Source organism: Drouetiella sp. (genome assembly GCF_059504425.1).
Genome location: NZ_JCACIN010000025.1, coordinates 247,195 through 261,179 on the forward strand (window position 1 = coordinate 247,195; position 13,985 = coordinate 261,179).

A 13,985-nucleotide genomic window follows, 5' to 3' on the forward strand; every position below is an offset into this window, starting at 1 on the left:
CGGGGACATTTAGGGTGGGGGCGCTAAGCGCCCCCACCCTAAATGTCCTCAGAAAACTGGCGATATTCATAGATTTTAGATTAGGCAAAATTTTAGGCGATGCTTCCCCGTTTCCGAGCCTCTTTGTAGGAGGTACCTACGTTTCTCAACCCGGCTCGAATCATCTGCTGCTCCAGGAGGGCAAAGAATCGAGCGCGATCGCCTCCCCTTACCACCGCCTGGTTGTGAGCTTCTGCCAGAGCTACCGGGTAGCCGTAGCCCTTTTGTACCTGGGTCATGGTCAGGCTCAGTGCCGTCTCCAAGAGATCTCGATCTTCTGCTACCCATGCTGGAAACTCGACACGGGCAATCTCTGAACCCATGTGAACATAGCAAAAATGAATCGCATGGTCGCCGTAAGATTCCAGAATCTTTGCCGAACTGCGCCAGATTGCTCCGCGCTGTCCGGGTTCTAGAACTAGCCCCCAGAGCGCAGTATCCCGTAGCGGAGCAAATACTTGGCAGGGAGCTTGCTCCGTTTGTCCCTGGCAATGGGTCATGCAGTCTGGAGCCAAAAAAGGGCAGGTGTGCAGCCGCAAAAAGTTCAGCGATTCGCCACTCCTGGCTGCGCTGATGTAGCCCACAAGGGGAATTCGTGCGGCCCGAAGCTGATCCCAAGCCTCTAGGATGGGTGGCAGAATACAGTTGCGGGCATCTGCGGGTAGCGGCTCTAGGAACCAGTGAATGAGTGACCCATCTACCATGGCAAGAGTGTTGGCAGCAGATGAATTTAAGCTGCCCGTCACGGAATCTGTGACGGAATCTGTGACGGAATTTGCTAGAGAATCTGCTACGAAATCTGTCGCCAGTTCTGAAAGGACGATCGCCTCAGATACGGTGCGACGATAGCCCATCCATTCTTCTGTTCGAATGCCCCACTGCCGAGAGACGTAGAGATCTTCAGGACGATAAAAAACTTCGGGCAGGTTGTCCAAGAGCGGATGGCGATTTTGTCCGTAGTGCAACGCAATTCGCCCGACGTTGATCAAATAACAGTAGGCAATTTCGTGATGGCTAGGAGCAATCTGGGAACCGTCTGTAGCGAGGACGGTATGAATCGGCGGAGCAGGCGTAAGATCAATTTTTGTATCTAGCGGTTCTAGAGGTGCGGCGGCGGCAAAGCCTAAGCGATCGCGCCAAATTTGCTGCTGGGTCACGAGGTCATCTTGATGCTGACGAGCTTGCGCCAATAGCTGCTGAGCCAAGCCTAGGCGCTGACGGGTGGCGGCGGCTTCGTGAGTCAGATGTTGACCGATGCCCTGCATCTGACGGGCAAGTTTAATCAGATCAAGCATAGGATAATGACAGACAAATGTACTGGCTGTCATTATCCTATGCGATTTTTACAGACGTCTAGCGATCGCGCTTCAAAGTTGTTTATTTTTTGAAAGGAGCGTGCCCTTTTCAAAAGTAGGCATTAAGCAGCTTTCAGTTTCACCGAATTTATTCATGCCATTAGCTGATCCCGTCCTACCCCTCAGACTCCCTAGCGTGGTGAAGGTATCACCGCGCAACCCAAACAGGGTGCTTGTAGCACGTCCAGAGAATCGCTATGTTGACTACTTCATCATCCACTTCATTATCCCCATCAACGTATCCCTCAATATCTCACCCGTCGTTAATGTCGTGAGCTGTTAGAGGATATTTTAAAGGTCCAACTATGGGTGGCGAAACGTTCCAGATCTCCACTGTCCCCTTTTTAAGGGGACAGTGGAGATCATCCAGGTGCCTAAAATCGCAGCTGACCACTTTTCAAACATCCTCTAATGTCGTTGCCCCCTAGCTCTGCTAGAAGTAGCTTCATGCTATCTTCCCTGCAGATGGACGATTCATGTTCAGAAATTACGCTGTCAATGCTTTGCCTAGGTTGCGTCCAGTGATTTGATCGCGATCGCTGATGTCAAAAAGTAGCTGCCGATATGAATGCGCTGCAAAGACTTCCCACCCCACTCTATTGACTGTCCTTGAACGGGCAGCAGCAAGAAATACAGGTCGGAAGCTTGGGAAGAAATCTTGCTAACAGATCACCAATCTCTATTTACTTGACATCAATTCTCATTTAAACTCAATATTATGGTTCAATTTAAATAAAGGAATATTTCTATCAAGACGCTTCCGTATATGGTCGATCCTTTCATTATCTTGTGCCGCACAGGTATGATGACGGCTCTAGTCTCCTCTGTAGCTGCTCATTGCCTGGTGTCAGAGGCTGGGGCTGAGTTTGCTTACGCCACTACAATTTGTCTGCTAGCTGCCATTACTTTGCAGGCAATGATGGAAAAGTTATTTCAGCAGGAATCATTTGCAAAAATTTTTACCGGATTTTTCTTCTCAAGGACGCTGTTCTGGATGAAGCAGATGGGGCGATCGCCTAAAAACACACCGCAGCTAAAAGCCTCCCGCCAAAAAAGCCCTGAGTCCAGAGTTTTTTCTACAGGAGGCGTTAGGAAGCGAAGCGTTATCGGCTCAGCACAAGCGTATCAGGCGCAAGGAAGTGAGCAATGTGGTAAGCCCGTTCTTCTGTTTTTAGCAAGATCTTCTCGTACAGATAGCGGGTGGCGCGATCGCCCAAACTCTCGGCTTGAGCAGCCTGACGACGCAGCAAACCAATAATGGACTGTTCTGCCACCAAATCGTTCTCTAGCATTTGACGACAGTTGTATGCCCCATCCGGCTCAGGCGCAAAGCAGCACAACTCTGCCAGTTTGGTAAAGCTGGCGGCGGGTACTCCTCCCAATCCATCTAGACGTTCCCCAATCTCATGAGTATGGTCTTGAACCTCTCCGTAGCTGTCCGAAAAGAACTGATGCAGCGAATAAAACTCTGCCCCTTCCACCACAAAGTGATGCTTCTGGTATTGCAAGTAGAGCGCCTGAAAACTCGCCAGGACTCTGTTAAATCCTTCACAAATTGGCTCAGTGGTCGATCGCTCCAGCGCAATTGGATTGTCAACAACCTGACCAAACGATTGAACCAGCGTTTGAACTTCAGACATAGTGTTCTCCTGAAAGCGAGTTAGATGTACCAACAAACCCTAGAACTCAAGATTATCAAATTTCAGAAATATTTTAAGCGTTTTTTATCTGGCTTTTGCTAGATGCTAAATGATAAATGGGAAATTCTATAGACTGTTCTAAATCAAGATTTTCATGAGAAGCGATAGGAATTTATCAGGGTCAGTCAACGCTGCACAACAGAAGTATGAAATGTCCCAAATGTGGATCAGATCAAGTGAATCGAAATGGGCATAATTATGGCAAGCAAAACTATATTTGTAAGCAATGTGGTCGCCAGTTTTTAGAAGTTTATAAATTAAGAGGCTATTCTGAAGATGCTAAAAAAATCTGCTTGAGAATGTATGCAAACGGCATGGGGTTTCGCGCCATTGAACGAGTGACAGGGATTAGCCATAATACGGTAATCAATTGGGTTAAGCAGTCAGATATGGGGTTTCTAGATATCTCTCAACCTCCAGAAAAATCAGATGCTAATTCTGAGGAGTCTGAGCTTGATCAGTCAAAAAAGTATTTGGCTCAGGAAACTTCTCTCAATTGGATGCGACCTGATTTATCTGTTCCTAAAAGTGTTAATTAAAAACAAGTGTTAATTAAAAACTTTAGTCGTTCTTCTTTCTCTTTTACTTAAATCATGAAATGGTTGTGCAGATTTTTTGAGAAAGCTGTTAAAAAATGCGATCGATATCTTGAATGCTGGCAAATAATTTCAATAAGATGCCCTAAATATTTTTACTAACAGGAGTTTTTATGAATCCCAATAAATCTGATCTTCAGACCGAAGAAATGATTGAAATTCAATGCGAAGATCGCTGGCAGGTCTACCAACGATTGCAAGAGTTAGACATTTCTTGTCAATGTAGCTATCATCAGCCTTTGAAAGTTCAAGTGAGTAATGCTGTGACAGCTGTTCAGGTTTGGAGTGTTGCCAAACAAGTCACAATGCCTCGACAAGCGCTAGCAAACTGGCTGGAAAGCTGCTGGAGGGTTCGTAGCTCCTCTAAAAGAAACCGTGAACGAGGAGAGATGACGAACGGGTGAGCCTAAATTTTCCAGAGCGCATATCCTTAATTCTTAGAAAACCAATAAAAACAGCTAACCTTAAATACGCGCTAAAAACTTGGCACCCTATGAAAGAACTAGATACCGCAAAAACGATTCATCTGCTCAATGCGATCATGGAAGCTGAACTCTCTGGTGTGGTTCGCTACACGCACTATTCGCTCATGGTAACGGGGCCTAACCGGATTCCGATCGTGCAGTTTCTCAAAGCTCAAGCCAGTGAATCATTGCTTCACGCTCAGCAGGCAGGAGAAATTCTTACGGGATTAGACGGACATCCCACGTTGAGTATTTTACCGATCGAAGAAACTGACAAACATACGGTTTATGATCTTTTGCTAGAAAGCTTGAATCACGAAAAGGCAGCGCTGAACCTGTACAAAAATCTGCTAGATGTCGTTACAGATGCCAGCGTTTACCTGGAAGAATTTGCTAGAGGAATGATTGGGCAGGAGGAACTACACGGTATGGAGCTGAAAAAGATGCTGCGTGACTTTGACCCCAAAGTATCCAAAGCCATCTCTTAGAGTCATCTCTGGAACTTTTCCCTCCCTTCAATCTGTAGCCGTGGGCAAAGGGACAGGACATTTTTGTGGGGTCAATGCCCTTATCAAATTTAGCCTGCAAAACGGCTGGAGGCTTCGCAGTGCCTTTCACTATGTCCGACAAGACTACGATATTACAGGTGTACCCGAAAGCTATTTTTGATTTCCCATGTGCTGAGCCAACTGCTGCACAAAAGCGTGATGCTCCGGTGAATCCAATCCTTGCTGTAACACCGATAGAACGATCGCCATTTCTGCGGATAGTAATGCCGAAACTGCCAACCACAATCCTGGAAATACGTTACTCCGAATAATGCCCTGCTCATCGGGCAGTTGTGCAACATACTCATCTGCCTGTAGGACAAACCAATCCACCTGATGATCCAACGTCCGCCAGACAATATATTCCCGAACTCCACTACGACGATAGGCACGTTTTTTATCATGCAAATCGATCGCTACACTACTTGCCGCCACCTCTACCACCAGTTCAGGCGCACCTTCGATGTAGTCATCTTCACCCACTCTTGCTTGTCTACCTGGCACCAGCAACACGGCATCCGGCTGAGGTTCATTCTCCAAATCCAGCCTCACCGTTGGTTCAATGCCCAGAATAACGCCTGGAGTTGCAGTTTTATAAGTCCAGAGCCAACCAACGAGATCCCCATGCGGTTCGCCATGACTTTTAATTCTCAGCGGCGATGCCATATAGACTACTCCTTCCACTAATTCAGCCTTCCTCACCTGCGGCATTGCCTGATAGCGGCGCTCAAACTCGAATCGAGAAAGGTGATCACCATTTTCTAAAGGTGGAATTGAAAGCCTGATCTCTGGAGTCGCAACCATGAGTCCTCCTTGAAACACATCCTTATTCTAAGTCCTTCTTATGAATCCCAAATCGTATGAATCCTAAAGGAATCTGAAATTGAACATTCCTCCCGTACCGCTATATTGGTTTAGCTGGTGGCGATCGCCCCTTAACTGAGTTGCGCAGATGAGCTAATCAAAGAGGAATCGCGATCGTGTGTGCTGAGTCTTGCAGCAGAGATTCCTTACATCAGTAAGATAGAGCATTATCTGACCAACAGATTGATACAAAGATTAGTCTAGCGATCGTGCTTCTGGTAAATCCCTTGATTATCCACTACTGCTGACCCTGAAGTTATTATATCTGTCTCCTGAAAGAGGACTTATATATCATCTTCTCCATCCTCTATCCAGGCAAAGCCGCCTAAATGTTCCATCTTCTTTGATCGCGTAAAATCGAGATTTCTTTATCGCTTGCTTTGGTGCCGTTGGCGGTTTACCTATCTATACCCTCTGGGTATCTTTCGGACTTTCTCCACCGATCCTATTTATCATAGGCTTTATCCTGTGGTGTGCCGTCGGCGAGTTCAAGGCGATCGCTTCTAAAAGAATAACTTCACCTACTCAACCGCAAGACTCTGCAAGTGGCATTCACGTCATGATTTTCTGTTGCTGAGGCAAAGTCTTAGCAGCAGAAAATCATTATATTTTGAGCAGTACCAAAACTTTCGCAGTCGGCAATCACTGACCACAGAATTCCTAACGCTGTAAAGATATAGCAACCGCCAAGGCGGTTAGGACGGGGATATTTATGGTGGGGCGCGAAGCGCCCCACCATAAATATCCTAAGCAAACTGGCACCAGCTATATCACTGCTACTCAATCGAATATTTACTGCGCTAGAGCTTTGCATTTACATGAAGAGGCTTGACAAGCTGCGCCAATAAGGCATATTGTTTTTGAGAATCTTTATCAAAAAGGACTCTGTACAGTGCAACAGCACAAGCTGGCATTGGCAACAGCAAGTGAGAGGTCTAAAAGTGAGAGGTCTATATGTTTATTATTGATTTCTTTGCTGCTGGTGAGATTGTCATGTATCCGCTGCTGGCATTTTCAGCTGTGGCGATCGCCCTGATTATTGAGCGCTGCCTATTCTGGTATGGCATTACGTAATTGAGTTAGGACGAGTTATTTTTTGAGAGCCGCGCGGAGCGCGGCTCTCAAAAAATAACTCATTGGATCTAAGCGCGTAGCGCTATACAAAGTCGATAGGCGGCATAAACGAGTTGTGTGAGAAGTGTTGGTAGCTCACCGAAATAGTTCTGATAGGCAACAAGCCAGAAGTATTAGCGGTAAGCAATGCCGATACCAAGGTAGAGCGTGGTCAAGTCGTTGCTGTGATAGATCAGTTACAAATGCTATGGAGTATAAAGTTGAGAATTTCTATGAAGAAAGCAGCCAATTAAAAGCATCTCGCTGAAAATAGTTCTTTAATTAATGCTTGTAGGAAGATGGTTTATTCAGAATTTGTTGCCCAACAGCGAGAACGTGAACGCAAAGGCTTGAAAGCACTTTTGCTTCAAACGCTGGTTGCGTCACTTGCCCTACATTCTGGGCTGATGTTTCTCAACTGGAAGGCGCTTTGGAAACCGCAGCCGCAGTCGGAAGATGAGATCGCGATCGTGGTGACTGAGCCGGAAGTATCAGAAGCGGAAGAAGCAAATCTGTCAGAACCAGAGGCAGAGAACACTGACCTGCTGACGAGTGAAGAGGGCGGCGGCGGCGGCGGTGCGGCAGCAGCGGCTGGCTCAGTTGAGGCAATTCCAGAATCCATTGAACCCACTCTCCAATCTACCGCCCAATCTACCGCCCAATCTACCGCTAAGTTAGATACAGCCCAATCGCGCTTACCTGATTCAGCAACCTTCCCAGATCCAGAGGTTTCTCCGTCCATTACGCCGCAGCCCAGCGCTCCTCCAGTTGCCGCACAGCCTTCTCCAGCCGTAAACTCACCCAGCTTGAGTAATTTGTTTGATCGCCTGCGCCGCGATCGTGAAGCCCGTCAGAACCAGGGTCAAAGAAATCCGACCGCAGCGGTAGGTTCGGGAGGTTCGGGTACAGGCTTAGGCACTGGCTTAGGTACTGGCTCTGGATTAGGATCAGGTTCGGGCACAGGTAGCGGCTCAGGTTCCGGATCGGGTTCGGGTAGCGGCTCAGGATCAGGTTCCGGATCGGGTAGCGGCTCAGGTTTAGGGACTCGCTCAGGCAGTAGACAGGAAAGCGGACGTAGTATTAGCTGTCGCGATTGTCCGGAAGTAAACTATCCGCAGGAAGCGCTGCGAGAGCAGATGGAAGGGACTGTGAAAGTGATGGTGGACTACGATGAGAACGGCAATGTCGTCAGTGCAATATTGGTAGATTCCAGCGGACACACAGTGCTCGATGAAGCCGTGCTAGAAACCGTTCGAGAACGCTATCGTCTGCGTGATACCTCTGGCTCAGGTAGCACTGTTCTTAGCGTTGACATGACGATCGATGGCTCTGAGTTTAACCGTCAGGCACAGGAACGAGGGGATCGCCGAGAGGTCAACGTTCCGCCTCCAGTTGCGGCTGAGGAAGCGCCAACCAATGAAGCCGCCGCCCCGATAGGAACACCCCTTCCAGCGATCGCCCCTGCATCGAACGAGGATATTCTTAGAGATGTGCCGCCGGAATCTCCGTCAGCACTCCCAATTGAGTCACCTAGTGCGCCGGAATCTCCATCAGCACTGCCAATTGAGTCACCCAGTACGCCCATACCTGATGCAATGACTGCACCTAGCCCTGTCGCGCCGCCAGTGCAACCTCCGTTGCCGGATGCGCCTGCTGAACCCGAACCCCCTTTACCTGCCTCTGTGCCGTTCTCCCCATCTGCTGAAGAACCCTTGCTACCGCCCACTCCTGAAGCGCCGCCCGAAGCTGCTCCGAATCTAATAGTGCCTGCTGCACCCATAGAGCCATAGAGCCGATTTTTAGGTCTCTTAATTCCTTCTTAATCTGCTGTCAATGTGGAACTGCTAGAGTTCTGGGCAAGTATCACCGCACTTGGCTTAAACGCAATCTAGATCCTGTGACTAAGAATTCTTTGAATATGGCGATCGCCCACTCTGTCCGACGGCGGCTTCCTGTCTACTTGCTGCCCCTTTGCCTATTGACCTTAGTAGGCTGCAATCCCTTAGATGTGCGAAGTCTAGAAGCCAAACTCAAGACTCAGATTCAAGAGCAGGGTAACCTCAACATCAAGTCTGTTACCTGTCCTGAGAGTGTTTCCAAAGAAGCGGGTACGTCATTTCAGTGTGAAGGAGCCTTGGAACCCGATGGCAAATTCATCATTCAGGTGAAGCAAGAAGACGACAAGGGACAGACTAGCTGGGAGGTGCCTAACTCTAAAGGGATGCTAAATCTGGCGCTGCTGGAGACTGAGCTTGTAAAAGAAATTGCCAAAGATACTAAAGTCGAACCCGCCGTTAGGTGTGGTAGCGATCGCTATCGGGTCAACCGTCCAGGTGATAGTTTTGATTGCCAGGTGAAAAACGCAACATTGGCTAAGGCGAAGGGGCTGATTGAAAAAGTAACGGTGACGATCGACACAGATGGCAACGTCGCATGGCAGCAAATTCGTCGCACCGCCAGCGCAAATGCTACCGCAGCTACGACAGCAGCTGCGACCCCAGCGGCTACGACCCCAGCCACGTCTCCAGATAACGCCTCCAGCTCTGAAGCCTCTCAACCCACTAGCTCCCCTCGACGAGTGCGCCCTCGCGTATCGAATGCGCTGGATTAAAAAAATCGTGACCGATTAAACTGTGACCGATTAAACTGTGACCTATAAAAAGAGGGAGGAGCGATCGCTCCTCCCTCTTTTGTAAAACTAGCCTCATGCCATTAGCTTAATGCAGTTATGGCAACCGTCAAGGCGTTTAGGCTAGGGACATTGGTGGGGCACTTCGCGCCCCACCAATGTCCCTAGCAAACTGGCGACAGCTATAACTCAATGCAATTAGCTCAATAGGGGACTATTTCACAAACAGCATTTCCTGGTAGGTGGGCAGAGGCCAGAAATCATCTGCCACTTCCCCTTCTAGCCCGTCAGCATATTCCCGCACCTTGTCCATCAACGGACGAATCGTTTGCGCCATGTACTGCATGTGGTCTTCTGTCGTCGCGAAGTCATGCTTACCCATAGCAGCACTCAATTTGCTGACCGTATCCATCATGGGCTTCACCAGTGCGGCAACTTTTTCGGCACTTTCTTTCTCTAGCTCAATCCCAATCTCCTTGAGGCTGGCGATCGTGGCAGAAAGCTCAGATAGATATCGAATCGCGGCAGGATAGATGATAGTTTTCGCTATGCTCACCACCAGCTTCGCTTCAACTTCAATGGACTGGATATACTGCTCGGCGTAAACGTCGAAACGGCTTTCGAGTTCCACTGGAGTTAACACGCCAACGCGATCGAACAGCTCCTCAACGTAATCTGCCTTGAGTACAGGCAGCGCATCAGCCGTGGTGCGCAGGTTAGCCAAGCCCCGCTCCGCCGCCATTGTGTGCCACTCTTCCGAATAGCCATTGCCGCCAAACACCACGGCACTGTGCTTGTCCATCACTTCCTTCAGCACTGCATGAGCTGCTGTCTTGAGGTCTGCACCCGCCGCCATTTTGCCTTCCATCTCATCGGCAATCCAGGTGAGAGAATCCGCCAGGATGGTATTCATTGCGACTAGCGGCCCTGAAACCGACTGACCCGATCCGACCGCCCGAAACTCAAAGCGGTTGCCCGTGAAGGCAAAAGGTGAAGTCCGGTTGCGATCGCCCGGATCTTTAGGGAACACAGGCAGGGTATCCACCCCCAGATCCATCACACCAGCGTGATCAGAGCTTTCGGGTTGCCCTTGGCTAATTTGCCCATACACATTCTCCAGCTGCGATCCCAAGTAGACAGAGATGATTGCCGGGGGCGCTTCGTTGGCACCTAAACGATGATCATTACTAGCAGTCGCGACTACCGCCCGCAGCAGCGGCCCATATTTGTGAACGCCGCGAATCACGGCACCGCAGAAGAGCAAAAACTGCATATTTGCGTGGGGTGTATCGCCCGGATCAAGCAAATTCCCCTGAGTCGCATTGCCTACTGACCAGTTGACATGCTTGCCCGAACCATTCACGCCCGCAAAGGGCTTCTCATGCAGCAAACACACAAAGCCATGCTTCTTTGCCGTGTTTCTGAGAATTGTCATCGTCAACTGCTGGTGATCGCTGGCTACGTTTGCTGCCTCAAAGAAAGGCGCTAGCTCAAACTGACCAGGGGCAACCTCGTTGTGTCGGGTTTTTGCCGGAATTCCCAGCCGATACATTTTTTCTTCCACATCCTGCATAAAGACTTGCACTCTCTCTGGAATCGCTCCAAAGTAGTGGTCGTCAAACTGCTGACCTTTTGCCGCAGGTTTGCCGAACAGGGTTCTGCCCGTCAGCAGCAAGTCAGGACGATTGTGGGCAAAGTGCGCGTCAACCAAAAAGTATTCTTGCTCTGCACCGCAGCTAGAGTTTACCGTGGATACTTCGGTATGCCCCAACAGCTTCAACATGCGAGTAGCAGCTTTGTTCATGGCTGCATTAGAGCGCAGTAGCGGCGTTTTCTTGTCGAGGGCTTCCCCTGTCCAGGAGATAAATACTGTGGGAATGCACAGCGTCACGCCGTTGTCGGTTTCCATCACATAGGCGGGACTGGTGACATCCCACGCCGTGTATCCCCGCGCTGCCGGAGTAGAGCGAATGCCGCCATTGGGAAACGACGAGCCATCTGGCTCACCCTGCACCAAAACTTTGCCCGTAAACTCGGTGATCACCGATCCGTCACCCTGCACGGAGACAAAGCCGTCATGCTTTTCGGCAGTGGCGTTGGTGAGCGGATAGAAGACGTGGGCATAGTAGAGTGCGCCCTTAGAAGTCGCCCAGTCTTTCATGGCAGCAGCTACCGCGCCTGCTACGGATACATCTAGCTTGCCACCCGTTTGCAGCGTGTGCTTCACAGATTTGAAGACATCCTTGGGAAGGCTTGCCTGCATTTTGCTCAGCGTAAACACATCGGTTGCCCACAGAGCCTCTAGGCGCTGCGGCACTTTAGAAGGCAGAGGCTTGCGATCGGTGACTTGAGAGATCGCTTGAACGCGCAATTCATGACTCATAAATGATGCTCTTTCTGGTTAGGGGGTACGAACGGATTGACTGTACTTAAGTTCTAGTACAATACCTAAGCCTCAATAGACTTGGGGGACAAAAAACTGCTCATTTTGGGGAGGACGCACGTAGCTATGAGCGATTTTGCGCGGGGGCAATTCTAGGGGTTCAGGAGTCATATCCACGTAGGGAATCTTGCTGAGGAAATGACTGATGCAGTTGAGGCGAGCGCGTTTTTTGTCGTCTGCTTCTACTGTAAACCAGGGCGCTTCAGGGATGTTGGTGTGGGAGAACATGACGTCTTTCGCCTGAGAATACTCTACCCAGCGATCGCGCGACTCCAGATCCATCGGACTCAGCTTCCAGCGCCGAGCCGGATCGGTCGTGCGAGATTGAAAGCGCCGCTCCTGCTCTTCATCGCTGACTGAGAACCAGTATTTCAGCAGAATAATGCCAGACTTAACCAGCATTCGCTCAAATTCTGGACAGGATTGCATGAATTCGTCGTACTGCGCTTCGGTGCAAAATCCCATGACATGCTCGACCCCAGCCCGGTTGTACCAGCTTCGATCGAAGCAAACAATCTCACCTGCTGCTGGAAGGTGGGGCACATACCGCTGAAAGTACCATTCGGTCTTTTCGCGATCGCTAGGGGTGCCCAACGCTACCACGCGACAGCCTCGCGGATTGAGCGGTTCGGTAATTCGCTTAATGGTGCCACCTTTACCTGCTGCATCGCGCCCTTCAAACAGCAAGACTATACGAGTGCCCGTATGTTTTACCCAGTACTGCATCTTCACCAGCTCTACCTGGAGTCGAGCGAGTTCTTTATCGTAGTCTTTGCTAGAGAGGTTAGAACTATGCTCTCCTTCAGACGTGTAGTGCCTAGTCTTTAATTTTGAGGTTTTGAGCTTAGCTTTTTTCTTTGATTTCTTCTTGTCCTTCCTTTTAAGGGTTGATGGCTCTGGGTCAGGGGACTCTGCGATCGCAAAGCCTCCGTTAATGCTTTCAGTTTCCATAGGTGCCTTTGACAGATGCTTTGGAATCGCTCGGACGGGGAGAGCAATAATGACCTGGAGTAAACGGGTGTAGAACTTGCAGAAGTTTGGCGATGCGTCTAGAAAAAGTACACCCTTCGAGTGAACCTACATAAGGTGATGCCATGCGAGATAGGCTCGAAGTCATGCCTACGCCTGAACTCTTGCCTAGACCTGTCACTCTACAAAACCTTGAAGTCGTAGAGATTTACCCGAGGGATGTAACAAGAAGCGCCAGTCAAAACCCTGAGCAACATTTAATCAACGTTGACCAAGGTATTTGCACTGACACGATAGTAGGAACAGATAAGTTGAATATTTGTATCGAAAATCACTAAGCGCAGTAAAAGTGGAGAACTTTGCACAAGTTAACAATTCAATCTTAGAAGTCCAGGATTAGCCGAGAATTCAGAATAATTACGGGCTTCTGAGTATAAGTTATGAGTATAAACTATTGGCGCAATTATGGTTGCTGATGATTTGCAGGAGCGGGAGATTTGGCAACGGCTAGAGCAAGGGCGAAAAGTTAAGGCTGCCCAGGGTGGCTATGTGGGCTACGGTTCGCCAGCGTTTGGACAACACGCGATCGGCGGAGAGTTGGTCGAAAATCCCACTGAACAGCAGATCATTGACATTATTCGCCGCCACCACAAGTCGGGAAAATCTCTTCAACAGGTCGCAGACTGGCTGAATCAAAGGGGCTATAAGACTAAGCGAGGGCAGCAATGGCAGCGCATCTCGGTCAAGCGTGTGCTCGATCGCCTGTACGAACGAACCTCTAGAGTTTCACGGTTAGAACCGCAAATTAGCCCAGAACTGCAACGCGAAAACTCTGAAAATGACTACATTTTTTGATAATTCGCTTGATAACTCACTGGGCGTTTCCTTCATGCCAATGCAATGCGATCGCAGGATGGCGATCGCACTGCAAGCGCTTGTTGAAGGGCGACAACGGCATGGGATGAGATGCGATCGGATTGTTGAGGGTGGCGATCGAATGGGGAACTCTTGAAACCAAGATGCGATTAACTGCCGAAGGATTAAGGGTTTGAAAATTTATTGTGCGAAATTTGGTGAGGCGATCGAGTTTTGAGGACAATAAGCGATCTGCAAAACCTTGCAGTTTCAGCCTCCGATCAGGACTGATATAGGTAAAGTTATTTTTTCTATAAACTATATTTTGGTCATAGGAAAGCTGAAAATATGTGGAATGTTTCTATCTATTCACCCAAATTAGTATTCTTATGTAATGATGCAGAATATCT

At 49.1% G+C, this 13,985-nt stretch carries 13 protein-coding genes and 1 pseudogene; 8 read left to right on the forward strand and 6 right to left on the reverse strand.

What is annotated here, in order from left to right; all coding sequences use genetic code 11:
- Positions 1 to 92: 92 nt before the first annotated feature.
- Positions 93 to 1,334: a DNA double-strand break repair nuclease NurA gene (locus AC5JMP_RS06700; protein WP_495850656.1), complete on the reverse strand. Its 1,242-nt coding sequence runs from the start codon at positions 1,332 to 1,334 to the stop codon at positions 93 to 95.
- A 154-nt stretch (positions 1,335 to 1,488) separates the two neighbouring features.
- On the opposite strand from AC5JMP_RS06700, the gene AC5JMP_RS06705 reads away from it, so the two are divergent.
- Positions 1,489 to 1,677 (forward strand): hypothetical protein, encoded by a 189-nt coding sequence (locus tag AC5JMP_RS06705; protein WP_495850657.1) that lies wholly within the window; start codon positions 1,489 to 1,491, stop codon positions 1,675 to 1,677.
- A gap of 820 nt (positions 1,678 to 2,497) precedes the next feature.
- Here AC5JMP_RS06705 and dpsA read toward each other — a convergent pair.
- A complete protein-coding gene (dpsA, locus tag AC5JMP_RS06710; RefSeq protein ID WP_495850658.1) occupies positions 2,498 to 3,034 on the reverse strand; it encodes a DNA starvation/stress protection protein DpsA in 537 nt (178 codons plus the stop codon).
- 206 nt (positions 3,035 to 3,240) lie between these two features.
- Here dpsA and AC5JMP_RS06715 point away from each other — a divergent pair, with 206 nt between their 5' ends.
- The 3 genes from AC5JMP_RS06715 (at position 3,241) to AC5JMP_RS06725 (ending at position 4,642) form a co-directional block, all read left to right on the forward strand.
- Positions 3,241 to 3,633 carry an IS1 family transposase gene (locus AC5JMP_RS06715; RefSeq protein WP_495850659.1) on the forward strand — a complete coding sequence of 131 codons (393 nt, stop codon included), beginning with the start codon at positions 3,241 to 3,243 and terminating at the stop codon, positions 3,631 to 3,633.
- Positions 3,634 to 3,803: 170 nt separating this feature from the next.
- On the forward strand, positions 3,804 to 4,094 hold the full coding sequence (locus tag AC5JMP_RS06720) for an Asr1405/Asl0597 family protein (protein WP_495850660.1): 291 nt from the start codon (positions 3,804 to 3,806) through the stop codon (positions 4,092 to 4,094).
- Between the two features lie 89 nt (positions 4,095 to 4,183).
- The gene (locus AC5JMP_RS06725) at positions 4,184 to 4,642 is read left to right on the forward strand and encodes a ferritin-like domain-containing protein (RefSeq protein ID WP_495850661.1); all 459 of its coding nucleotides are present in this window, start codon (positions 4,184 to 4,186) and stop codon (positions 4,640 to 4,642) included.
- Positions 4,643 to 4,813: 171 nt separating this feature from the next.
- Here AC5JMP_RS06725 and AC5JMP_RS06730 read toward each other — a convergent pair whose 3' ends face one another.
- Entirely contained in the window at positions 4,814 to 5,506 is a 693-nt protein-coding gene (locus AC5JMP_RS06730; RefSeq protein ID WP_495850662.1) for a Uma2 family endonuclease, read from the reverse strand.
- 1,014 nt (positions 5,507 to 6,520) lie between these two features.
- On the opposite strand from AC5JMP_RS06730, the pseudogene AC5JMP_RS06735 reads away from it, so the two are divergent.
- The 3 genes and pseudogenes from AC5JMP_RS06735 to AC5JMP_RS06745 all read left to right on the forward strand — a co-directional run.
- A pseudogene (locus tag AC5JMP_RS06735) lies at positions 6,521 to 6,634 on the forward strand (MotA/TolQ/ExbB proton channel family protein); the annotation flags it as partial.
- A gap of 344 nt (positions 6,635 to 6,978) precedes the next feature.
- Positions 6,979 to 8,469: an energy transducer TonB gene (locus tag AC5JMP_RS06740; protein ID WP_495850663.1), complete on the forward strand. Its 1,491-nt coding sequence runs from the start codon at positions 6,979 to 6,981 to the stop codon at positions 8,467 to 8,469.
- 107 nt (positions 8,470 to 8,576) lie between these two features.
- Positions 8,577 to 9,290, forward strand: a complete 714-nt coding sequence (locus AC5JMP_RS06745) for a DUF4333 domain-containing protein (protein WP_495850664.1) — start codon at positions 8,577 to 8,579, stop codon at positions 9,288 to 9,290.
- Positions 9,291 to 9,522: 232 nt separating this feature from the next.
- Here AC5JMP_RS06745 and AC5JMP_RS06750 read toward each other — a convergent pair whose 3' ends face one another.
- Entirely contained in the window at positions 9,523 to 11,691 is a 2,169-nt protein-coding gene (locus AC5JMP_RS06750; protein ID WP_495850665.1) for a glutamine synthetase III family protein, read from the reverse strand.
- 72 nt (positions 11,692 to 11,763) lie between these two features.
- Positions 11,764 to 12,702 carry a polyphosphate kinase 2 gene (ppk2, locus tag AC5JMP_RS06755; protein ID WP_495850666.1) on the reverse strand — a complete coding sequence of 313 codons (939 nt, stop codon included), beginning with the start codon at positions 12,700 to 12,702 and terminating at the stop codon, positions 11,764 to 11,766.
- Between the two features lie 483 nt (positions 12,703 to 13,185).
- Here ppk2 and AC5JMP_RS06760 point away from each other — a divergent pair, with 483 nt between their 5' ends.
- On the forward strand, positions 13,186 to 13,575 hold the full coding sequence (locus AC5JMP_RS06760; protein ID WP_495850667.1) for a recombinase family protein: 390 nt from the start codon (positions 13,186 to 13,188) through the stop codon (positions 13,573 to 13,575).
- Between the two features lie 16 nt (positions 13,576 to 13,591).
- Here the strand turns inward: AC5JMP_RS06760 and AC5JMP_RS06765 are convergent, their stop codons facing one another.
- Positions 13,592 to 13,819 (reverse strand): hypothetical protein, encoded by a 228-nt coding sequence (locus AC5JMP_RS06765; protein WP_495850668.1) that lies wholly within the window; start codon positions 13,817 to 13,819, stop codon positions 13,592 to 13,594.
- Positions 13,820 to 13,985 lie beyond the last annotated feature (166 nt).

Coding starts and splice junctions, on each gene's coding strand:
- AC5JMP_RS06700 (WP_495850656.1), bottom strand. CDS start 1,334: ATGCTTGATCTGATTAAACTTGCCCGTCAGATGCAGGGCATCGGTCAA.
- ppk2 (WP_495850666.1), bottom strand. CDS start 12,702: ATGGAAACTGAAAGCATTAACGGAGGCTTTGCGATCGCAGAGTCCCCT.
- AC5JMP_RS06760 (WP_495850667.1), top strand. CDS start 13,186: ATGGTTGCTGATGATTTGCAGGAGCGGGAGATTTGGCAACGGCTAGAG.
- AC5JMP_RS06715 (WP_495850659.1), top strand. CDS start 3,241: ATGAAATGTCCCAAATGTGGATCAGATCAAGTGAATCGAAATGGGCAT.
- AC5JMP_RS06740 (WP_495850663.1), top strand. CDS start 6,979: ATGGTTTATTCAGAATTTGTTGCCCAACAGCGAGAACGTGAACGCAAA.
- dpsA (WP_495850658.1), bottom strand. CDS start 3,034: ATGTCTGAAGTTCAAACGCTGGTTCAATCGTTTGGTCAGGTTGTTGAC.
- AC5JMP_RS06720 (WP_495850660.1), top strand. CDS start 3,804: ATGAATCCCAATAAATCTGATCTTCAGACCGAAGAAATGATTGAAATT.
- AC5JMP_RS06730 (WP_495850662.1), bottom strand. CDS start 5,506: ATGGTTGCGACTCCAGAGATCAGGCTTTCAATTCCACCTTTAGAAAAT.
- AC5JMP_RS06750 (WP_495850665.1), bottom strand. CDS start 11,691: ATGAGTCATGAATTGCGCGTTCAAGCGATCTCTCAAGTCACCGATCGC.
- AC5JMP_RS06705 (WP_495850657.1), top strand. CDS start 1,489: ATGCCATTAGCTGATCCCGTCCTACCCCTCAGACTCCCTAGCGTGGTG.
- AC5JMP_RS06725 (WP_495850661.1), top strand. CDS start 4,184: ATGAAAGAACTAGATACCGCAAAAACGATTCATCTGCTCAATGCGATC.